Here is a 20,414-nt window from a genome sequence, read left to right on the forward strand (position 1 = left end):
ATATAACACAAGCAAAACAGGCGCTGTTTATCGGTGAGACCATTATTGCCCATGACCTGATCAACTTCTTCAGTGATAATCTTCTGGTCTTTCCTTTTGGTTGCAACTTTTTTGGTCGCAGGGTTGCAACTTTCTTTTTTCCAGTATCGTGCTGCCCAGGACTTTACAGCGGACAGGCTGACACCATATTTTTTCGCGATATCTTTGTATTTCATGCCATCGAGATAATCCTGATAAGCTAAATCTCTTGTGTCCGGCAACCACCTCACCTCTCTTTTTTACGTACGAAAAAAGACCACAGCTCCTGCCGTGGCCTCTTGATTACACTCTTGTTAACGCCATTATACCACATATCGGATGTTTTTTATCCCTCACTTTGTATCATAAAATGTATCATGATTTGTATCATTTTCAGCTTGTGAGTAAATACGCCGCACATGGCTATAGCTATAATCCAGATATTCCGCCGCCTCTTTCTGCGTCATGCCGTAGACGTTCACCAGAAACAATACTTTCTCTGCTAGGCTTTCAAAACGGTCAACACAGTCTTTAAGCTCTTGTCTCAGGGCGTCCATTCTGTCGGTTACGCGCTGATATTCCTCAAAAATATCGATCGCTGCCCGGCGATGGTTCCCATGGATACTATCTGCGTCAACATAACTTGTCTCTGATTTCACCTTCTCCGGGCCTTGATATTTCAAAATGTCCAGGCGAACTTGATTTAGTCGTTCCAATTCTGCTTTAATCTCGGTTGGATTCATAGGCACCCTCCATTCTCATTCTGGCTGTAAATTGCCCGTAAGTTAAGCCGTGTTTTCTGGCCGCCGCCTCAATCTCTGGTATGGCCATCCGCTTTTCTCTTGGTTTTGCTGCTTCCAGCTTTTGGCGCTCTCTGGCTAACCGGTAACACGCGGGCCCACAGTAACGCTGGTTCCCAGCTTTTGGATCAAAGAGGGCGCCGCAGCCTTCACAGCGTTTTGGCTTCATTGTTGGCATCTTCTTCCTCCTGCTTATATTCTTCAATCCGTGCTTTCAGGGCGTTCAGTAAGGCATCCTGTGTGGCTTCTTTTCCCTGCAGCGCTTCCATGACCTGCTCATCCATACCGCCCTGGGTGACCAGGTGCTGCACAATAACGGTCTCAGTCTGTCCCTGCCGGTGCAGTCTTGCGTTGGCCTGCTGGTACAGTTCCAAAGACCAGTTAAGCCCAAACCACACAACGATGTGCCCGCCGTCCTGAAGGTTCAGCCCATAGGCGGCGCTGGCCGGGTGGGCCAGCAGGATGTCCAACTTGCCGGCGTTCCACGCTTCGATGTCTTCCGGGGTTTTCAGCTCCCCGATTCTCAGTTTCATCCGGGACAGGGCTTTCTTGATCCGATCCCGGTCATGCTGGAAGTTATAAAACACCAGCAGGCTGTTTCCCTGGGCCGTGTCCACGATCTCTTTCAGGGCTTCCAGCTTTTCATCGTGCAGCGCGTAGACGGCTTTGTTTTCGTCGTAGATGGCCCCGTTGCACAGCTGTAGCAGCTTGTTGCTTAAGACCGCTGCAGTGCTGGCATCAATGGTGGCCTCGTCCACCTGCAGCAGCATGTTTTTTTCCATCTCGCGGTACTGCGCGGCGGCTTTTGGGCTCAGGTGAACCGGGATCACGTTGTCAATGCGTTTTGGAAGGGTCAGGTAATCCCTGGCGCTCAGACTGATGCAGATGTCAGAAATGGCGGCCTTGATGCTGCCCTCGGACCCGTCTTTTGGCTTGTAGGTGTAAATCCGGTCCGCGCCCCGCTGGTCGGGGTTGAAATACCGGTCACGGTAGGCGGTGACGGTTTTCCCTAAGCGCTGCCCCTGATCCAACAGATACACTTGGCTCCAGAGATCCAGTAAACCGTTGGGCGCCGGGGTGCCGGTTAATCCATACAGGCGCTTGATGTGCGGCAGCATCAGCTTCAGGGCTTTGAAGCGTTTAGCGCTGGGGTTCTTAAAGCTGGACAGCTCATCAATGATCACACAGTCAAAGGGCCAGTCATTGCGGTAATAGTCCACCAGCCACTGCACATTTTCGCGGTTGATGACCCAGATGTCCCCCGGCGTATTCAATGCCCGGATGCGCTTGTTTTTGGCTCCTAAAACGGCGTTGATTCTTAACAGGTGTAAGTGGTCCCATTTTGAACTTTCTCTTGTCCAGGTGTCCTCTGCGACTTTTTTCGGGGCAATGACCAGGGTCCGGGAGATCGCAAAACGGTTGAACCGCAGATCGTTGATGGCCGTCAGGGCGATGACGGTCTTGCCTAATCCCATATCCAACAGCAGCCCCAGATGGCTCTCCAGGATCATCCGGTTAATGCAGTACCGCTGATAGCCATGCGGTTTAAAGATCATCGTATTCCCTGCCTCTCCATCGGTAATCCGGCCAGAGATCTGTCTGGATATCCTCCAGGATAAACTTTATGTCCTCAGACCGATCCAGCAGGTAGACCTTACAGCCCATGACGGCCAGACGGGTCATCTGCAGCATCTGGTTTTTAGTCGGCTTTTTCCCGGTCTGCTTTAGCTCGATAAAACCGATTTTGTTTTCGGGGAATACGACTAACCTGTCGGGCACCCCGGTATTCCCCGGCGATGTAAATTTATAAGCCCGGCCGCCCTGTTGTTTAACGGCGTCTCTCAGCTTTGCTTCTAGTTCCTTTTCTAGCAACTTTGATCACTCCTTTATATCCTTGGTTTTTGCTTCGCCTACATCTTCAACATTCTCTCTATATACTCTACATAATATAAGAATATATAAGATTTATAAGGTGTATATATTCTTATATTTCTTTATTTTATATTTATATATAGAAAGAATGTAGGCAATGTAGGCAAACATCTGTAAGCTTTTATATGCCTTGCTTTTGGTGTCAACAAAGCCCGCCTACATTGTATTTTTGTTTGTTGGCAATGTAGGCACACTCTGCCTACAAACTTTTTTTGCCTACATTATCCAAAACCCTCTTTGGTTTCCATAATCCGGTCCAAAACGTTGACTTGATCTCACCTTTTCGGTGTTTTTCAAACCGTTTAGGATGTTATTAATCTCAACGGTGTCCTTGCGCTGCATATACTTCAGCTCGTTGTTAAAGCACTCACACCAAATTTCCGCTGCGCAGATTCGATCCCTCGGCACCGTGTTTTCTTCCGTCGCTTTAGGCCACTCTGTGGCCCAGTAGGTCCTCCTCTCCATCAGTCCGAATTTGTTCCACTCTAGCGGCACGCGACGGCTGATAAAGTCCACAATAACACCTTCCTTGGGGTTTACTTCCTTATGGGCCTCCTGGGCTTCTTCGGCCTCGTTGGCGGCAGCCCCTTCCAGAAACAGCTTTTCGCCGATGGCATAATAAACCATGGCTTCAGCCCAGATCTGATCCACCTCGTCATCCAGATCGGTGAATACGCTTTTCGTTGCTTTTTCCTTATGAACGTCCACAGGCCAGAACCGGCGGTTCCCGGTGCGGTCCCTTAAGAAGTCGCTTTCGTTGGTGGTTCCAAAGAACACACACGTCCGCGGAAAGGCCTCTGTCCGGTGTCCATATGGCGCCCGGTAGATATCATCCTTTTTACTGAGAAACTGCTTGATGGTGCCCATTTCGGACTTATTAAAGCCCTCCAGCTCACCCACTTCGATGATCCAGTAGCCCTGCAGCAGCTCACTGGCTTCCTTGCCTTCAAAAGTTCTCAAGCTGTCAGAAAACCAGTTCTTACCGAGCTTGCTGAAAAAAGTGCTCTTCCCAATCCCCTGGGCGCCGGCCAGAATCAGCATGTTGTCAAACTTGACGCCAGGGTTCCAGATTCGGGCCACAGCGGCCACCAGTGCCTTTTTAATGGTGTCTCTGGAATACTGGTTATCCTCGGCGCCAAAGTAGTCGATTAAGAGGGTTTCAAGGCGTTTTTGGCCATCCCATTTTAAGGCGCCCAGGTACTCTCTAATTTTATGGCGCTTGTGTTTGGTCGCGTAGACAGCCATGGCGTCATAGATTTTCTGCTGCCCGCTGATGTTGTAGAACTTTTCCATGTGCAGCCGCAGACCAGCATCGTCGGCGTCTTTCCAGCCCCGTTCCCGGTAAAGCCCCGGGACGTTCTCTTCCCAGGGCAGCCTTGCGGTCACGACGGGGCGGTTGCTGAACTCATCATGGTAGAAGTGATCCCGGATTAACGGGTCGTGCTCCAAAACGGTCAGCACATTCTCAATGGTTTTCACATACTGCCCGTTCTCGTTCATCTTCATGAGGCCCATCCACGCGGTTGGGTCTTCAATTGCCTGCACCGTCTCCACACCCTCAAACTCTTCCGCTGCCTGCGCATAGCGTTCAGTGCTGAGCAGAGCCTTGACCTCCGGGTCTTCCACGCAGAAGCTGCGCATTTCCCGGTAACTGGGCAGGCTGGCCACTGGGGTCTCAGGTTTGGCGTCCTCGTCCAGATGGCCGAACTTGTGCAGCCGGATCAAATCAAAAGCGTTGCAGAGCAGGCCGCTGATCGGGTCGGTAGCGTGGTGGGAGAAAATGAAGTTCCCGCCGTCGTAAAGCACCGCCCCACCCACGGTGGAACCCTCCGCGTAGCTGTAACGCCCTGGGGTGTCACAGGGGTTGTAGGCGTCTGGAATAAACTTCGCGATGGCGGCCGGCACGTCGTAGGTCCGGCAGAACGCGCCCACGACGCCCTTTTTATCCAGGGGATTCCCCTGTCGATTGGCGGCGGTCTGCCTGACTTTGGCCGCGCCGGGCACTTCGGGCCACTCGGCCACGTCCTGCCAGTTGGTGTACTGGGCAAGCACCCCTTCTCCGGAGAGAAAAGGCTTGTCTTCATAGGCAAAAACGTACTGCTGTGGCATGTCTGCGCTGACGCTGGGCCAGTACATGAGCCGGCTGGCCTCAAAAGTTGACGGGTCCATGATTTCCATGCCGATGTAGCTGGCAACTTTTCTTGCGATGGGCTCGTACTGTTCGGCCGTGCAGGGCTTGTCCAAGGGGATCACAATGCGCAGTCTTGGCGCGGCTTCCTCGTGCTTTCGCGTGGAGTACACCACGTAGGCGCAGCCCAAAGCCGATACCGCCTGTAAGACGGCTTGGGTGCCCCCAGACGGGACGGAATCCGCGTCCAGGGTAATCAGGGACCGGTCGATGACTTTGTCGTTTTTACGGCGGTTTTCGGCCAGCCTTCCGCCCACAAAACCCCCGACGTCCTTGAGGTCGTCCTGCTGTTTCTTGGGCAGGCGCTTGTAGGCCGCAAAGTTTTCAGCGGTTACGACAGGGCTTGATACCTTCTGTATAAAATCGGCCCAGTACAGTTCCTGGGGGTACCAGAAGACCGCGTGCCTTCCGGACCCGGTGGAGATGGTTAACTTGATGTTGTTTTGCATAAGGGCCTCCTAATCTTTCTTATAATAATCACTGGTGAAGCCATCGGCGTTTAAGGGCAGGTCCGGCGCCCAGGCCGGGGGCTCACACATGATTTTGATGGCGTTGTCCAGGTTATAGACGGAGTCATCCTCTGGAATTTCGAGAATCACTTCATCATGCACGTGGAAGCAGATTTTGTAACCTGCGCAGTGCAGCTTGTACATGGCTTCTGCCAGACAGTCCCGGGCGACGGCCTGGACGATGTTTTCCACCAGTTTTCCGCCATAGGTCGGCACATATTCCCATTTCTTAGTGGTCTGGTTTAAGCCTTCAAACTGGACCTGCTTTCGGCCCATATCTCCGGGGACAATGACCGGGTTGGTGTAAAAAAGCTGTCTGCCTGAGGGTAAGGTGATCAACAGATAATGCGTGTCTCGGCTGATGATGATTCCGTGTTGCAGCAAACAGGGCTCCCCGAACTCCACACATCCCAGTGCGGCGTTCTCAACGGTATACCAGAAATCCACAATCCGGCGGTTGGCATCCCGCCAGCGTCTCACAATGTCGGGGAGCTCTTCTTCGTCCAGGCCCATCTTAAGGGCGCCCATCTGGATCAGCGCGCCTTTTGACCCCTGATAGCCTAACGCCAGTTCAGCGATCTTCCCTTTCTGCCTCAGCGCGTACTCCGGGTTTCCTTTCTTGATTTTTTCGAGAGGAACACCAAACATGGCACTGGCGGAGGCTTCGTATATTTTCCCATGGGTGCGGAACACGTCCATACGCCACTGCTCCCCGGAGAGCCAGGCGATCACTCTGGCCTCAATAGCTGAATAATCCGCGATGGCAAACTGGCAGCCCTCGCTGGGCACAAACGCGGTACGGATCAGCTGGCTGACCGTATCGGGTACGTTGCCGTAAATGACTTTGAGCATGTCGACGTTTTGGGTTTTAACCAGGTCTCGCGCAACGTCCAGCGTTTCCAGGTAGTTCCTCGGAAGATTGTGCACTTGAATTAAGCGCCCGGCCCATCGGCCGGTTTTTGCACCGTAAAACTGCAGCAACCCCCGGACACGGTTGTCAAAGCATACGGCGTTGTGCATGGCACGGTATTTCTTAATGCTGGTCTTTGCCAGTTCCTGGCGAATACAGAGCACTTTAGCCGCCTCGGGATGTCCTTCGGCTTCCATGGCTTCAATCAAGTCCGGAAGATCGGCCTTGTTCAGACTCGGCACGGGCTTTCCGGTTCCCTGTTCCAGCCAGTTTTTAAGCTGTGCCGGGCTGTTCGGATTGTCAAGGCCGGTCAATTCTCTCAACGCATTCACCAGCTCAGCGGTCATAATATCGTCGATGGCCATCGCGCCGTTCACCAGACCGGTGTCGATCTGAACACCCCTGCTGTTAATGGCCTGATCCATGATCCAGTAACACTGTTCCTGTTCGGGCAGCGGATACTTGTCCAGACGTTCTTTGATGGCTTTTTCCACCACCACGTCCTGGCGGCAATATTCGATAAACAGCTCCCATTGTTCCGGTTCATGTTTTGGTAAAGTGCGTGTATAAGGCTTGTTTTTAGTCGGTTTTCTGGGAACACAGAATTTCTTAATCAGGGCCTTTCCCGCTGTGTCTTTTTTCTTATCCTCTGGAAAGCCCATCACTCGGGCGACCAGCCCCAGACCGGCAGGATACCCGGCATACAGACCATGCACCATAGTGCACTCCCACTGCTCCAGCGGGCTCACAAAAAACTTGTTGATGCAGTACCACTCAAAGGCCGCATTGTAGGCCGTCTTCTTAACAGTCGGGTCTTGAAGGGCCCAGAGTACGCGCTGCGGCAGAGTGCGGCCTTTCTGGGTTAAGTCCACCACTTCCACGGGTTCATCATCGAACGAATAGGCGAAGAGCAGTATCTCAAAGTCCGGGGACTGCACGTATTTGTACAGCCCGCAGTCCGGCAGGCTGACGCTGCTGTAAGTTTCGATATCAATGCTGAGGTTTCGTGCCATCTGGGTGCCCCCCCCCCCGTTTCTTCTTTGTTGGTTGATTCTTGCGTTTTCGTTTCTGCTCCCGCTCAATGTTGTCAATGGCCGTGCCGGCGGTCGGGTCCGGGTATTTTTCAGTGTAGCGGTGTTCGTTGTATTGGTTCTTACTCATCCGGCACCTCCTGGTAGGCTTTAATCGTAGCCCACAGCCACGGTTTCAATAACAAAGCTTTTCTTCTCTCACCATTAAATCGGCTCTTTCCGTTGCTTATCCACACAGATCCAACAGGCGCGGTTGACGCGCCGGGCATAATGCTGTAGCCGGACGGCATATGCCCATACACATCTACGCGGTGTCGTTTACTGTATTGCAGTATTTTTTCAAGCATTGTTTTTTCATCCATTTTTAGGCCTCCACTGTTAAAAAAGGCCCCGCTCTGGGGGCCTTGAATTCCTAAATGCCCATGACTGCCGGCAGGATCGGCTGGCCGGTGATTGGGTCGATCTTCTGGGGTGCAGCGGGCTGTGCCGGGGCCTGACCGTACTGGGGTTGTACCGGGGCAGGTTGTTGCTGTTGCGGATATCCCGGCGTAACCGCCGGAGCTGTGGGCTGCTGCGCATAAGGATTCTGCATGGCTGCGGTGTATCCGGGCTGCGTAACAACACCAGGAGCTGCAGGCTGACCCTGGACTGGGACCGTTACCCCTGCAAAAGCGTCTTCAACGCTGGTTCTTGCGCCTGCGAAGGCTTCGCCGTCTCGTGTTTTCCAGACATGCTGCAGGTAGCAGCCGACACCTTTTTTCCCGCTGGCGTTGTAGGCGGTGAAGTTGACAAACACGTAGCCATAGCAGCCGGAGTAGACTTCACTCTGATCCATTGCAGGGTGACGGTCAGGGCCTGCGACGACGCCGGGGGCCCCGAACTCTGGCTTACAGGAAGCGGTCATTACATAGTGCCCTTTACACTCCTCGCCATAAGGTTCCCCGGTCTGCTTTGTGCCATCGCCGTCGTGCATTGGAGACGCGACAAAGCCGGGCATTGTGCCGCCGAACTTCTTTGCGACCCCCTCCTGTTTGGCCTGTTCAATAGCGGCCTGAATCTGCTGCACCAGCTGTGTATTGCTCTTAGGGATCAGCAAGGTCACGGAGTATTTTGGTTCTCCGCCGTTGGCCGCATATGGCGCAAACACGTTGACATAACTCATTCTAATTTCACCGATTAATAATTCACTCATTTTGTTTATTCCTCCTAAACTTGTACATCTTTGAATACTTCCGCCGCGCTTTTTGGTTTGAACGGCTCCCGTTTGTCGTCTTCGGGTACCAGTGTTGGTTTTCCCTGGGGTTTTACCACGTCGGCGGCTAACAGGCTGTCGAACTGTTTTTTTCCTAAAAGTTTCTCAACACCGGTCAGGGTCAGGGGGACGCGTTCATAGAGCAGGGATTCGTCAAAGCCGACTTCCTTGATTTTCTGGAAAGCGGCGTCAAGGTCTTTGAAGCTGCGTGTGCTGCGCCCTTCGACCACTTTGAATCCTGGGATGGTTAAGCCTTCCAGTGCTTTGGTGAGGGCATACTCTTTCAGCTTCTTGTGGTAATTGACCACGCCCTCCAGCTTTGCGAGCATCTGGGCCATCTCAGACGCGTTCATCATTTGTGGGTCTTTAATCTCTTCTTCTTTGACGTCGTACTGCCCGGCGTAGGCTTTGCAGACGGGCTTGACGGGACAGAACTGGCAGTGTTTACCCGGCACGCATTCCCCGCCGCCGGCATAGGCTTCTTCGGCCAGGGGTTTGACGACTTCATTCCCCCACTGGTACAGGGCGGCCACATCGGTATCCCACTGTACAATGTTGTCCATGCGGGGCTGCACAATGCACAGGGTCACGGTCTGGATTGGGTAGATGAAACCATAATCGGCCAGTACCCCCAGGGCATAGAGCTTCAGCTGGCTGTTCTCAACCACATCGACTTTATTGTGCTTACCATATTTAAAATCGATCACCCAGAGGTGGTTCCCGTGGATGACAATACAGTCCGCGGTGCCAAAGCCTTCGGGGGCATAAGCGCTGTAATTAACCTTTTTTTCCACTTCCACAAAGGGCGTGGTCGTCTGCGCGTAGGTGATGCTGTTCACAAACTCCAGATACTGGTCGGTATAACGCTGCATTTCGGGGTTATACAGGTCATTGTCCTTGGTCAGCTTGTTCATCCGGCGGGTGAAGGTTGCTTTGCCCATGGGCTCGGTGTACTGCTTTCTCAGTTTCAGCTCAGCGATGGCGTGGGCCAGGGTGCCTTCTCTGGCTGGATCGCCTGCCAGGTCCGGCATCCCTTCGGATAACCGGACGGAGGCAGGACAGTTCAGCCAGCGCTCTGCGCTGCTGGCGGACAGCAGGGCATGGGCCGGGGTTCCTTTCTTTGAACTCATATCTGCGCCCCCATTTCACGCAGTTTTACGGCCAGGGCGCCGTACTGTTCTTTGGGTAGTTCGACTAAACTGCTGACGCCAAAGCCCTGGATTAACGCCATGATCTCCGGCTGTTTGCCCTGGCTGACCAGGCCGGCCATGGCCACGCTGATCTGATCCTGGGTGTACTCCTGAGCCACAGCGGTGGTCGGCAGGGGCTGAGCTGCGGAGGCCGGCTGCTGTACCGGAGCTGACTGGGCTGGCGGCGGGGTCACTGGGGGCTGCTGAACGGGTGCCGCTGGAGCGGGTTGTGCAACGGTCTGCACGGGCGGCACAGGTGGCGCCTGTCCTGTCGGCGGCGTCGGTGCTTGCTGGTGCAGCAGCTGCACGTCAGCCGGATGCAGCCCCGAGTTGTCAATATAGGCCGGCTGACTGGCAGTCGCAGCTGTCTGATCGGCTACACTCACCATGTGTAAGTCGCTAACCGCGTATTCCCGGATTTCTTCTTTGCTATCAAATACAAATTGCATTGTTTATCTCCCTTCGATTAAATCTAAATTTTTTAAATAACATTTTCCAGAGGCGTCTGGGTTTCGTTTTGAATAATACTCCAAGTGGACGCCTTCTCGGTTGATGACTTCTTTTGTGATGACGATTTTACGGCTCTTCTTGAATTTCTCATAATCCGTTTTATAAACGCTTATACTGCCTCCGCTGTCGTCATTGCACGGTAATAAAAGGGTGTTACGTTTGTACATAGGCTTTATCCTTTCTGAGGGCTGCCTTTACAGCCCTCCTGAATTCTGATATAATTTAACTGTACATTTTTATGATTCCTCCGACCTTAGTGCTCCAACACGATCGGAGGATTTTTCTTTTACTGGGCATTCTTCACGGGCACTTGTCCATTGCTTTGTATATTCTTTCGTCATTTTTACTGGATCATCAATAATCCGTTCAATTTCGCGGCCAATGTGCAGCCCATAAGCAACACCCGCATCAAAAGCATCAGTTAAACTGGCGCTGTGTGCATCTCTTATCATATCTACTAAACTTTTTTGACTTCCGCTGCTCTCTACTTCGATACTGTCTAACAGTTCGTAGAAATAAGCGTCTGAATCACTGGTTTCCTGAAGTGCATTCAGCACATCGTCCCGTGTTTTTAAATCTGCTAACGCTCTGAATATCTCAATATTTAATTTCATGTTTCTAATCCTCCTCTTTTTGGTTTTTTATTTCTGTAGTCATTCTGTCAGAAAGCTCCCTGAGCGCTTCGCAAGTCTCACCCATATAATCAGATAAAACATCTACAAAAGCGCTGATGCGGTCATATTGATACAGTATTTTTTGCTTATCCTCATCTCCTGTAAAATTAAAATATTCTCCGATTTCCTTTTGGATAAAAATTGATTTATCCTGCAATGCGCGGATGTCCTCGACATCGTCTCTGAGATCAAATAGCAACCCCATATCTTAATCCTCCTAAAGTTTTTCTACAATCTTTGTAATCAAGTAAAATAGCACGGGCCCCATAATCATGAATGGTAAGCCAGCAATTGCTAAGTCCATCATGAGGCCTCCTCTCCTTCGTTCTCTTCTTTTCCCATGTACTCTTCAAACTTCTTAGGTGAAATATGATAAGAATACTCTCCATTTTCCTTTTGCTGTACAGCATATCCAAATTTCAATATCCCTCGTTGTAGGCCAACACGTATAAATTGTTCGGCTACTCCCATACGTTGAGCAGCCTCTTTGACGGTTATTTTTCTTTTTACTGGCAAATCACTCACCTCCCATACCGCATTCCTTAAAGAGTTTCATAGCGGTTTTAAACCCTATCTCAAAGCCCATGTACTCACAGCAGGACCCATAACTTGCAAGAATGTCCATTATGCTGTCCCACCGTCTACTCTTGCCTAGATCCTCAATGATTCCAGCATCCACCAGATAGGAGTGAAGTTCTTCTAAATATGCATCGCTGAACGATTCTCCTTCTAGTTTTGTACTATTGTTGTCTGATAAACCGTAAAGACCGTGTAAAGTAGGATTTCTTTCCCAGTATTTTACTTCTTGCTTTTCACCCATTGTCTTAGCCCTCCTATGCCGGCAACGGCCCTTTGTGCAACACGTTATGGCCTTCACGTTCCAGCTGCTTAATTCTTTTAATAACCTCTGCTTCCGTTTCTCCGGTTACGGCACAAACATCGTCAACGGTAAACAGTTCATTCCCACCAAATTGACCCGACAGGGCTAAGCGGGCTCCGATAATTGCCGACTTGAGTGAAATGCCCTGCTTTAATCCACTATTGATGATTTCTTTGAGCTGCTTTTTACTGACTCCGTACTTGCCGTATTTTTTATACAACTGCTCAATGGCTTTTTCTTTTTTACTTTTCATTGGTTTAGTCCTCCTGCTCCGGATCGAGTAATTCAGACAATATGACCACAAGAAGGCTTGCTGGATCAAAAGATAAGATATCGACATGCTCATTACCGACCCGTATTTTTCCACTGTTCCTATCGTATGAGACAAGGTAATCGTTAAAGGTAAAGTAACCAAATTCGACCTCTTGTCCGTCTTCGTCCTTAAGCATAATTTCGGATCGATCATTAATTCTTTTGACCAACTTTGTAAACCATGGAATCCCATTAGTCAAATGATCTTCGAAAACACTAACGATGAAATAACCAAAGTCTTCATCTGGATATAAAAAGTAGTCATCGCCATACTTACCATAGGCGTCCCAACAGTACAGCTCAAGTTCTGGCACCATAGGATAGATTCCATAGTTTTGAATCGACTTAATAAGCTCCTCCGCACCTTCTTGTTGCTCAGTCCCATTAAATTCTTTTCCCAGCGCTCTTTGTAAAGCGGTCAAAATTTCCTTTTTGTTTTCTTTTACAAGTTCCATATTTATTGCTCCTTTTTCATATTTTGGGATGTCAATTTCTTTGACATCTGAATAATTCTTTATCCTTCAACCTTGTCACGCTGTTGTGACGAGGTTGTGTGCTTCCTGTAAATCTGTTCACTAATGGAAACGCCCAAATGAAATTTTTCATTAATCCCCATTAACTCAACGGTATCACTCAGTATCCTTTCTCGGTCAACAAGCATCTCTGGTGTCATTTCCCCTTTTTTGACCATTTTAGGATAACCGTAACGGTTTGAGACGGCTTTGTTCGCTATGGTGTTAGCCTTCATAAAATCCTGTTTGCGAGGCTTTCTGACAGATTCAATTGATTCTTGAAGATTTGACATCATCTCTTTTTGGTGCTCTTTGTCGAGCATCCGAAATACTTGAAAACCTTCAATCCCGGTAGATTGCCGGAGTGCTTTTAAAACTGCTTTAACCCACTCCTTGAAGTCCTTCGCCTCTGTTTTATGGCTATTAAATATTGCCTCATATAAACCGACCTCTGAAATGATGGCCATTTTTTGTTTGCCACCAGGGGTGTCCATAAAGTGGACGTCCTTATCTTTGGGGTCTATTAGTCTAAGCATATGCGGCGTGTGACTATATCCAAGTGCCTCCGCAACATCCTTTGCAACCGCCCACCATTCTCTTTCCTTTTCAACAAAGCGGATTTTGTGGCCGTTCCAAATTTCTGTTTTCATTTTAGTTTCACCTCCTTTCCACACATAGAAAATATGCTTTACATCTTAAGTCGTAAATAATTCTTACTATCAGGCTTCTAAAATTTCTATTCTAGAAGATCAAATTCTTTGAATAGATCTCCCGGCTTCACACCAAGAGCTTGAGAAATCGCCACAACATCACAAGGCTTAATAATTTTACGCCCATTGAGCATCGCGTTAAGCTCTCTTGGGCTTAGGTTTGCTTTTTGCGCAACGGCCCGCTGCTTCAGCCCCTTTTCATCGATGATCCTATTAATTGCCGAAGGCAATTTTGAATTGTAGTCTTCAATTTGCATTTTCTCACCTCTTTCAATATTCATTTTGCAAACTTTAAACTCATTATAGTCTCATATCGCATACTTGTCAAGCGTATTGATAAAAAAAGTTTTCGATACGCGTTTTTTCATCTTGATTTACGGATATTTCGATGCTATAATGCAAACATAGAGAGGTGACAGTAATGGCATTTAAGGATAGAATGAAAGAAGCTAGGTTAAAAAAACATTTAACACAGGAACAGCTTTCCAAAAAGATTGGAGTGGCGAAATCTACTTTAGCAGGTTATGAGGGCGGGAATCGCGAACCAAGTATGTTAACTGTATCTAAAATAATGGACGCTTTAGAAGTTGATGCTAATTTTTTATGGCAGGATGAAATGGAAAATAATTTTCCTGAAAAGGTTTCATACGATGAGTTAGAGATCATCGAAAAATATCGTTTACTTGACAATTACGGAAAAGAAACTATCGGGTATCTTCTGAATCGGGAGCTCGATCGACAAACGCAGATTAATCACTACCATAATGGTGCAGATGATCATTCAATGAGCAACCACTGCAATTCTACGTCCGAAAACGCATCAGACAACGTCATCTTTATCGACACGTACACTCAATCGGCTTCGGCTGGCACGGGGCAGTATCTTGATGATGACAGTTTTCAAAAATTAGGCTATCCCGCCAATCGGGTCCCGGCAAACACTGATTTTGCCGTTCCTGTAGCGGGGGACTCTATGGAGCCCGAATATTCGGATGGCGATATTGTTTTCGTTGAAAGATCGGAAGACGTCGCCTTTGGCGATATCGGATTGTTTGTCCTTAACGGTGAGGGCTTTATTAAGATGTGTGATCCTAAAGGCTTAGTATCTTTAAATCCAGCTTATTCGCCCATAAAAATTAACGATGACTGCTCGTTTAAGACAATTGGAAAAATTTTAGGAAAATTATAAAACAATAAAAAAAAACGCCCCCGTGCGCTAACACAGAGGCGATGACATAGATTCCCGGGGTAGTCGGTACACTAAGTCACTCAACAAACTTATTGTACCACATTATCCCGGTATTTTCCATATACCGGGCATTTTTATGCCCAAAATTCTTAAATTGAAGGAGGTACAATATGAGATTACCCAACGGTTTTGGAACCGTGTACAAGATGAAAGGAAGCCGTCGAAGGCCGTGGATCGCAAGAAAGACTTTAGGATTCACCAACACCGGGAAACAAAAGTGGTTTACCATCGGCACCTATGAGACAAAGAAAGAGGCTATGTGTGCGTTGGTCAAATTTAATGAAAATCCTTATGATGTGAAACAGAACAAATTAACCTTTGAAGACCTTTATAACCGCTTTAAAACTGAAAGTGTAGATAAGCTTTCCAAGAGCGCACAAAACGGGTATAACGCCGCATTTAAACACTGCTCCCCTATCCACAAGAAAATTTTTGCTGAGATTAAGGCCAGTGACCTTCAGAGGATTGTGGATACGTGTGACAGATCCTATGAAACTAAACGAAAGATAAAGATCTTATTAAAAGGTGTCTACAAGTATGCGATGAAGAATGACATCGTTGCAAAAGATTATTCAGAGTTTATCGAGCTTGGGAAACGCGAAACAACCATTGAGCGCAAGCCCTTTACCGATGCAGAGATCAAACGGCTCTTTGACGTTGAACCTGAAATTTTGATGGTTGATACAATCCTAATTTTAATCTACACCGGTTTTCGGATCAGTGAGCTACTGGATATAAAAACCGAAAACGTGAACCTGGAGGGCGGCACGCTCACTGGTGGGCTAAAAACAGAGGCCGGTAAAAACAGAATCGTGCCGATCAGTCACAAGATCCTGCCTCTGGTTGAAAAACGCTATAACCCAGATAATAAGTTTCTAATCACCAACCGACTGGGCCGACAAATGAAATACAGTAACTATGTCCGCGAATATTTTGAACCAATCATGGAGCAATTAGGCATGGACCATAAAACACACGACTGTCGACATACGTGGTTCACACTGATGGATAAAGCCGGAGCGAACAAAGTTGCGATTAAAAAAATCGGAGGTCACGCCTCCTACCAAACCTCTGAGAAAGTTTATACACACAAAGACCTTGAAGATCTTAAAGAAGCCATTGAGCTTTTATAAGTTTGCTGGTTATTTGCTAGTTGTTTGCTGGTTATAATACGAATTTTTGCCGTTTTATACCGAAGCATAACATAAGAAAAACCCCGGAAATAAGCCATTCCGGGGTTTTGTGATTTCGGTATAATTATCTCTTGGAGAACTGTGGTGCACGACGTGCTTTTTTGAGACCGTATTTCTTTCTTTCGGTCATTCTTGGGTCACGGGTTAAGTAACCGGCTTTTTTCAGTTCTGGTCTTAAGTTGGCATCGGCTTCGAGTAAAGCTCTTGCGATACCGTGACGGATTGCACCAGCCTGGCCGGTGAAGCCGCCGCCGTATACGTTGACGATCACGTCAAAAGTATCGGTGGTTCCTGTTAAGGTTAATGGCTGTTTTGCGATCACTTTTAAAGTTTCCATACCGAAGTATTCATCGATATCACGGCCATTGATGACGAATTTGCCTTCGCCTGGTAATAAACGAACTCTGGCGACAGAGGTTTTTCTTCTACCTGTTCCAAAATATTGTACTTTTGCCATTCTATTTTTTCTCCCTTCTTAGCATTAAATTTCTAAAGCTTCTGGTTGCTGTGCAGCATGCGGATGTTCATTGCCTGCATAAACCTTTAATTTGGTCATGATCTGGCTGCCCAGTTTGTTGTGGGGAACCATGCCTTTAACAGCTTTGGTAACCAGTAATTCTGGTTTGTCTGCTAAGAATTTTCTGTATGTTACTTCCTTTAATCCACCTGGATGTCCGGAATAGGTTTTGTATAATTTCTGATCTAATTTGTTACCGGTTAATACAATCTTGTCGGCATTGATAATAATCACAAAGTCACCGCAATCTACGTGTGGTGCAAAATATGGTTTGTTCTTTCCTCTTAAAATGTTGGCTACTTCTGTTGCTAAACGGCCTAATACTTTTCCTTCGGCGTCAACAACGTACCATTTACGCTCTATTTCATGAGATTTTGGCATTTTTGTTGCGTTTGAATTCATCTCAAGCTCCTCCTTCATTCTTCTAAAAAACTCGGTTATTCTGGGTTTAATCTATAGTGTCTTTCCGGTAAAAGTGGGGGTTACCGGAACACGTTCATCAATGTATCGGGGCTAGTGATACAATAACGTCCACGCTATATTCTATTACATCTCACCTGGTGTGTCAATTCTTTTTTGCTTAATTTTCAGGCTTTTTTGATGTTTTTTCAATACAGCACTTCCCGCAGAAAAAGGCCCTGGGGCGGGGCGGTCATACCAGCCTGTTTTCGGTCACAGGAGGCGATGATTCCCGGCAGCGCTTCTGCCTTTATCCTGCCCATTCCAATTTCCGCCAGGGTTCCGGTCATGATCCGGACCATATTATAGAGAAAGCCATTGCCCGTATAAGTTATGCGCAGCAGTGCCCCTTCCTGCTCAAAGGTAATGGCCCGGATGGTGCGGACGGTCCCTCTGACGCTGCTGCCGGCAGCCATAAAGCCGCAGAAGTCGTGCTCCCCCAAAAAGGCCGCTGACGCTGCTTTCATTCTGGAAACATCCACAGGGTAATTAACATGCCAGCTGTATTCGGCGTAAAATGGGCTCAAAACCGGGTTTAAATAGAGCTGGTAGGTATAAACCTTGCCTTTCGCCGAATAACGGCTGTGAAAGCCTTTTGGGGCCTCACAGCTTGACAGCACACGGATGTCCCCGGGCAGCCTGGTGTTAAGGGCGGCTGCAAACCGTTCGGGCGGCACCCGGCTCTCGGTGTGGAAGTGTGCGCTTTGCCCAAGGGCGTGGACGCCCGCGTCGGTACGGCCGGAGCCGTAAAGAGTGACGGTCTCACCAGTCACAGCCTTGATGGCGCCTGTCAGGGCTTCCTCGACGGTGGGCGCGTTTGGCTGGCGCTGCCATCCGGCGTAGCGGGTGCCTTTGTAGGCGATGATCATCTGGATATTTTTCATGGTATCATTCCTTAAATAAATCGGGACCGGCAGATTTTACCGGTCCTGGATGTTTCTATGATCACGCTGGAAAAATCAGCGGTATTGTAATCAACCGCGACAGGATAAAGACCGCAATCATGACGAACATCATGGCGAACGCAAAACCGTCGCGCTTTGTGAATTTCAGCTGGTTCATGCGGGTGCGGTTTTCGCCGCCCCGGTAGCACCGCGCTTCCATGGCGGTCGCCAGCTCATCGGCCCGCCTGAAGGCGCTGATGAACAGCGGCACCAGTATGGGGATCAGGGCTTTGGCCCTTGAAATGATATTGCCAGTCTCAAAGTTGGCGCCTCTGGCCTTCTGTGCTTTCATGATCCGGTCCGTTTCTTCCATCAGGGTCGGGATAAACCGAAGGGCGATGGACATCATCATGGCCAGCTCATGGGCATAGCGGCGCACAAAAGGAATACCCTTCATGCAGAACTCCATGCCGTCGGTCAGGTCAATGGGTGAGGTGGTCAGGGTCATGATGCTGGTGCCCACGACCAGGAAAATCAGACGCATGGCCATAAAGACGGCGACCTTTACCCCTTCCATGGTAATATGCAGCGGTCCAAGGCTGGCGATTTCAGTCCCCGGCGTCATAAACAGGTTGAGAATGACGGTCAGCAGGATGATAAAAATCAGCCCTTTAACGCCACGCACTATGTAGGACAGGGGAATCCGGGAGGCAATGATGACGCCGACCAGCAGCGCGAAGGCTGCGATATAGCCCCACAGGTTGTTGACGACAAAGAGCATGACAATGTATGCAAAGGTAAAAATGATCTTGGTCCGGGGGTCGAGCCGGTGGATGATGGAATCGGTGGGATAGTACTGTCCGATGGTGATATCTTTAAACATCGCTTTCCCTCCTCACTACCCGCTCGATCTCCTGCCTTGCAGCTTCGACGGTAAAGATATCCTCACGGATATCCGGATATTTTTTCTTAAGCTCACGCATGAGGTAGGTGACCTCAGGCACTGCCAGCCCGATGGACTCGAGGGTGTCGATCTGTGTGAAAACCCTGGCCGGGGTGTCGAAAAAGACGACCTCTCCGGCGTGCATGACGATGATTTTATCCACCAGCTTGCCAACGTCCTCCATGCTGTGGGACACGAGGATAACGGTGATTTTCTTTTTCTCATGCAGGGTTTTGATCTGGTTTAAAATCTCGTCCCGTCCGCTGGGGTCCAGGCCTGCGGTGGGCTCGTCCAGGATGAGTACGTCAGGATCCATGGCCAGGACACCGGCGATGGCCACCCGCCGCATCTGCCCGCCGGACAGCTCAAAGGGGGATTTATCCTTGACTTTTTCATAGTTCAGCCCGACCATTTTGATGGCGTGCTTCACGCGCCGGCTGATCTCTGCTTCGTCGAGCCCCAGGTTTTTGGGGCCGAAGGACACGTCCTTTTCAACGGTCTCCTCAAACAGCTGGTGTTCGGGATACTGGAAAACCAGCCCGATTTTATGGCGGATCTGGATCAGGGCTTCCTTTTTCTCGGTAAAGATGTCTGCCCCGTTAAACAGGACGGTGCCGCCGGTGGGCTGAAGCAGCCCGTTGAGGTGCTGGATCAGGGTGGATTTTCCAGAGCCGGTATGGCCGATGAGTCCCACAAACTGGCCGTCCTCAATGTTCAGGTTGATGTCTTTCAGTGCCTTAAACTCAAAGGGGGAGCCCTCGGAATAGGTATGATCTAAATGTCGTATTTCTAGTGGCATAGGGCATTCACCATTTCTTCGATATGAAGGATATCATCGGGAATATTGAAGCCGGACTGGCGTAAATCATGGGCCAGCTCGGTCATCTGCGGGACATCAAGCCCGATTTCTTTCAGCTTGTCCACCTGCCGGAAGATTTCTTTGGGTCTGCCCTGCATGACGATTTTTCCTTTATCGAGTACAATGATCCGATCTGCGTCAATGAGCTCATTCATGTAATGGGTAATGTGCAGCACAGTCATTTTCTTTTCTTCGTTCAGCTTTTTGATGGTCCGCATAACTTCTTTTCGACCAGATGGGTCGAGCATGGCGGTAGGCTCATCAAAAATAATACAGTCGGGTTCCATTGCCAGTATGCCGGCAATGGCGATCCGCTGTTTCTGGCCGCCGGACAGCTGATGGGGTTTCTGCCTGCGGTAGGCTTCCATGGCGACGGTGCCGAGTGCCTCGTCCACGCGCCTGCGGATTTCCTCCGGCGGTATACCCAGGTTTTCCGGTCCAAAGGCCACATCTTCTTCCACGATGGTGGCAACCAGCTGGTTATCGGGATTTTGGAAAACCATGCCCGCGGTCTGGCGGATATCCCAAAGGTGTTCGGGATCTTTGGTGTTCATTCCATTCACGACGACGTCGCCGTCTGTGGGCTGAATGATGGCGTTGAGGAGCTTTGACAGGGTGGACTTACCGGAGCCGTTATGGCCGATAATGCCCACGAACTCCCCGCGTTCTATACTGAAATCGACGCCTTGCAGCGCGATGGTGTTTTCATTTTCATTGGTTCTGGGGTATTCATAGAACAGGTTTTTAACCTCGATAATTTTTTCCATGAGCTTCTCTTTCTGTTTAATGCAGGGCACGATCTGTGCTCCCACTTAATTTTCAATGGCATTTTGAAATTTCGGACTAAATCGTCAAAAGGGATTAAACCTTGCGCAAGGCTTA

General features: G+C 49.2%; 29 protein-coding genes. 2 read left to right on the plus strand and 27 right to left on the minus strand.

Annotation, left to right across the window (positions count from 1 at the left end; genetic code table 11):
* From BUC22_RS21360 to BUC22_RS20670, 21 genes are all read right to left on the minus strand, one after another.
* Window positions 1-260: helix-turn-helix domain-containing protein (locus BUC22_RS21360; RefSeq protein WP_200805558.1), on the minus strand; the 260-nt coding region annotated here is incomplete at its 3' end.
* 111 nt (window positions 261-371) lie between these two features.
* Window positions 372-761, minus strand: coding sequence for a sigma-70 RNA polymerase sigma factor region 4 domain-containing protein (locus tag BUC22_RS20580; RefSeq protein WP_073383585.1), 390 nt, complete (start codon window positions 759-761; stop codon window positions 372-374).
* Window positions 742-996: a hypothetical protein gene (locus BUC22_RS20585; RefSeq protein ID WP_073383588.1), complete on the minus strand. Its 255-nt coding sequence runs from the start codon at window positions 994-996 to the stop codon at window positions 742-744. The genes BUC22_RS20580 and BUC22_RS20585 overlap by 20 nt, the downstream gene beginning before the upstream one ends.
* Entirely contained in the window at window positions 968-2,374 is a 1,407-nt protein-coding gene (locus BUC22_RS20590) for a DEAD/DEAH box helicase (protein ID WP_073383590.1), read from the minus strand. Before BUC22_RS20590 ends, BUC22_RS20585 begins: the two co-directional genes overlap by 29 nt.
* The gene (locus BUC22_RS20595; protein WP_073383593.1) at window positions 2,364-2,690 is read right to left on the minus strand and encodes a PDDEXK family nuclease; all 327 of its coding nucleotides are present in this window, start codon (window positions 2,688-2,690) and stop codon (window positions 2,364-2,366) included. Before BUC22_RS20595 ends, BUC22_RS20590 begins: the two co-directional genes overlap by 11 nt.
* Before the next feature lie 276 nt (window positions 2,691-2,966).
* Window positions 2,967-5,387, minus strand: a complete 2,421-nt coding sequence (locus BUC22_RS20600; protein ID WP_073383595.1) for a virulence-associated E family protein — start codon at window positions 5,385-5,387, stop codon at window positions 2,967-2,969.
* 9 nt (window positions 5,388-5,396) lie between these two features.
* Window positions 5,397-7,370 carry a DNA polymerase gene (locus tag BUC22_RS20605; protein WP_073383598.1) on the minus strand — a complete coding sequence of 658 codons (1,974 nt, stop codon included), beginning with the start codon at window positions 7,368-7,370 and terminating at the stop codon, window positions 5,397-5,399.
* The gene (locus BUC22_RS21995) at window positions 7,348-7,518 is read right to left on the minus strand and encodes a hypothetical protein (RefSeq protein WP_159435646.1); all 171 of its coding nucleotides are present in this window, start codon (window positions 7,516-7,518) and stop codon (window positions 7,348-7,350) included. The genes BUC22_RS20605 and BUC22_RS21995 overlap by 23 nt, the downstream gene beginning before the upstream one ends.
* Entirely contained in the window at window positions 7,511-7,750 is a 240-nt protein-coding gene (locus BUC22_RS20610; RefSeq protein ID WP_073383601.1) for a hypothetical protein, read from the minus strand. The genes BUC22_RS21995 and BUC22_RS20610 overlap by 8 nt, the downstream gene beginning before the upstream one ends.
* 50 nt (window positions 7,751-7,800) lie before the next feature.
* On the minus strand, window positions 7,801-8,580 hold the full coding sequence (locus tag BUC22_RS20615) for a DUF2815 family protein (protein WP_073383603.1): 780 nt from the start codon (window positions 8,578-8,580) through the stop codon (window positions 7,801-7,803).
* Window positions 8,581-8,594: 14 nt separating this feature from the next.
* Complete coding sequence (locus tag BUC22_RS20620; RefSeq protein WP_073383605.1) at window positions 8,595-9,770, minus strand: DUF2800 domain-containing protein; 1,176 nt, start codon at window positions 9,768-9,770, stop codon at window positions 8,595-8,597.
* Window positions 9,767-10,084 carry a hypothetical protein gene (locus BUC22_RS21615; RefSeq protein ID WP_143163957.1) on the minus strand — a complete coding sequence of 106 codons (318 nt, stop codon included), beginning with the start codon at window positions 10,082-10,084 and terminating at the stop codon, window positions 9,767-9,769. Before BUC22_RS21615 ends, BUC22_RS20620 begins: the two co-directional genes overlap by 4 nt.
* A gap of 198 nt (window positions 10,085-10,282) precedes the next feature.
* Window positions 10,283-10,507, minus strand: a complete 225-nt coding sequence (locus tag BUC22_RS20630) for a hypothetical protein (RefSeq protein WP_073383610.1) — start codon at window positions 10,505-10,507, stop codon at window positions 10,283-10,285.
* Between the two features lie 69 nt (window positions 10,508-10,576).
* Window positions 10,577-10,954, minus strand: coding sequence for a hypothetical protein (locus BUC22_RS20635; RefSeq protein WP_073383612.1), 378 nt, complete (start codon window positions 10,952-10,954; stop codon window positions 10,577-10,579).
* Window positions 10,955-10,958: 4 nt separating this feature from the next.
* Window positions 10,959-11,219: a hypothetical protein gene (locus tag BUC22_RS20640; RefSeq protein WP_073383615.1), complete on the minus strand. Its 261-nt coding sequence runs from the start codon at window positions 11,217-11,219 to the stop codon at window positions 10,959-10,961.
* A 98-nt stretch (window positions 11,220-11,317) separates the two neighbouring features.
* Complete coding sequence (locus BUC22_RS20645) at window positions 11,318-11,530, minus strand: hypothetical protein (protein ID WP_073383617.1); 213 nt, start codon at window positions 11,528-11,530, stop codon at window positions 11,318-11,320.
* Between the two features lies 1 nt (window position 11,531).
* Window positions 11,532-11,834, minus strand: coding sequence for a hypothetical protein (locus BUC22_RS20650; protein ID WP_073383619.1), 303 nt, complete (start codon window positions 11,832-11,834; stop codon window positions 11,532-11,534).
* Between the two features lie 13 nt (window positions 11,835-11,847).
* On the minus strand, window positions 11,848-12,147 hold the full coding sequence (locus BUC22_RS20655; RefSeq protein ID WP_073383622.1) for a hypothetical protein: 300 nt from the start codon (window positions 12,145-12,147) through the stop codon (window positions 11,848-11,850).
* 4 nt (window positions 12,148-12,151) lie between these two features.
* Window positions 12,152-12,661, minus strand: coding sequence for a hypothetical protein (locus BUC22_RS20660; RefSeq protein WP_073383625.1), 510 nt, complete (start codon window positions 12,659-12,661; stop codon window positions 12,152-12,154).
* A gap of 59 nt (window positions 12,662-12,720) precedes the next feature.
* Window positions 12,721-13,368, minus strand: a complete 648-nt coding sequence (locus BUC22_RS20665) for a BRO-N domain-containing protein (RefSeq protein ID WP_073383627.1) — start codon at window positions 13,366-13,368, stop codon at window positions 12,721-12,723.
* 86 nt (window positions 13,369-13,454) lie between these two features.
* The gene (locus tag BUC22_RS20670; protein ID WP_073383630.1) at window positions 13,455-13,685 is read right to left on the minus strand and encodes a helix-turn-helix domain-containing protein; all 231 of its coding nucleotides are present in this window, start codon (window positions 13,683-13,685) and stop codon (window positions 13,455-13,457) included.
* Window positions 13,686-13,849: 164 nt separating this feature from the next.
* On the opposite strand from BUC22_RS20670, the gene BUC22_RS20675 reads away from it, so the two are divergent.
* The gene (locus BUC22_RS20675) at window positions 13,850-14,617 is read left to right on the plus strand and encodes an XRE family transcriptional regulator (RefSeq protein ID WP_073383633.1); all 768 of its coding nucleotides are present in this window, start codon (window positions 13,850-13,852) and stop codon (window positions 14,615-14,617) included.
* A 170-nt stretch (window positions 14,618-14,787) separates the two neighbouring features.
* Window positions 14,788-15,810 carry a tyrosine-type recombinase/integrase gene (locus BUC22_RS20680; protein ID WP_073383635.1) on the plus strand — a complete coding sequence of 341 codons (1,023 nt, stop codon included), beginning with the start codon at window positions 14,788-14,790 and terminating at the stop codon, window positions 15,808-15,810.
* 124 nt (window positions 15,811-15,934) lie between these two features.
* Here BUC22_RS20680 and rpsI read toward each other — a convergent pair whose 3' ends face one another.
* From rpsI to BUC22_RS20710, 6 genes are all read right to left on the minus strand, one after another.
* Window positions 15,935-16,327 (minus strand): 30S ribosomal protein S9, encoded by a 393-nt coding sequence (gene rpsI / locus BUC22_RS20685; protein ID WP_013382250.1) that lies wholly within the window; start codon window positions 16,325-16,327, stop codon window positions 15,935-15,937.
* Between the two features lie 24 nt (window positions 16,328-16,351).
* On the minus strand, window positions 16,352-16,789 hold the full coding sequence (rplM, locus tag BUC22_RS20690; protein ID WP_013382251.1) for a 50S ribosomal protein L13: 438 nt from the start codon (window positions 16,787-16,789) through the stop codon (window positions 16,352-16,354).
* 206 nt (window positions 16,790-16,995) lie between these two features.
* Window positions 16,996-17,730, minus strand: a complete 735-nt coding sequence (gene truA, locus BUC22_RS20695) for a tRNA pseudouridine(38-40) synthase TruA (protein ID WP_073383637.1) — start codon at window positions 17,728-17,730, stop codon at window positions 16,996-16,998.
* 61 nt (window positions 17,731-17,791) lie between these two features.
* The gene (locus BUC22_RS20700) at window positions 17,792-18,613 is read right to left on the minus strand and encodes an energy-coupling factor transporter transmembrane component T family protein (RefSeq protein WP_073383639.1); all 822 of its coding nucleotides are present in this window, start codon (window positions 18,611-18,613) and stop codon (window positions 17,792-17,794) included.
* Window positions 18,606-19,472, minus strand: coding sequence for an energy-coupling factor transporter ATPase (locus BUC22_RS20705; protein ID WP_013382254.1), 867 nt, complete (start codon window positions 19,470-19,472; stop codon window positions 18,606-18,608). The genes BUC22_RS20700 and BUC22_RS20705 overlap by 8 nt, the downstream gene beginning before the upstream one ends.
* Window positions 19,463-20,299, minus strand: a complete 837-nt coding sequence (locus BUC22_RS20710) for an energy-coupling factor transporter ATPase (protein ID WP_041690453.1) — start codon at window positions 20,297-20,299, stop codon at window positions 19,463-19,465. The genes BUC22_RS20705 and BUC22_RS20710 overlap by 10 nt, the downstream gene beginning before the upstream one ends.
* Between the last annotated feature and the right edge of the window lie 115 nt (window positions 20,300-20,414).

The sequence above is a fragment of the Eubacterium callanderi genome (assembly GCF_900142645.1).
Classification (GTDB): Bacteria; Bacillota; Clostridia; order Eubacteriales; family Eubacteriaceae; genus Eubacterium; species Eubacterium callanderi.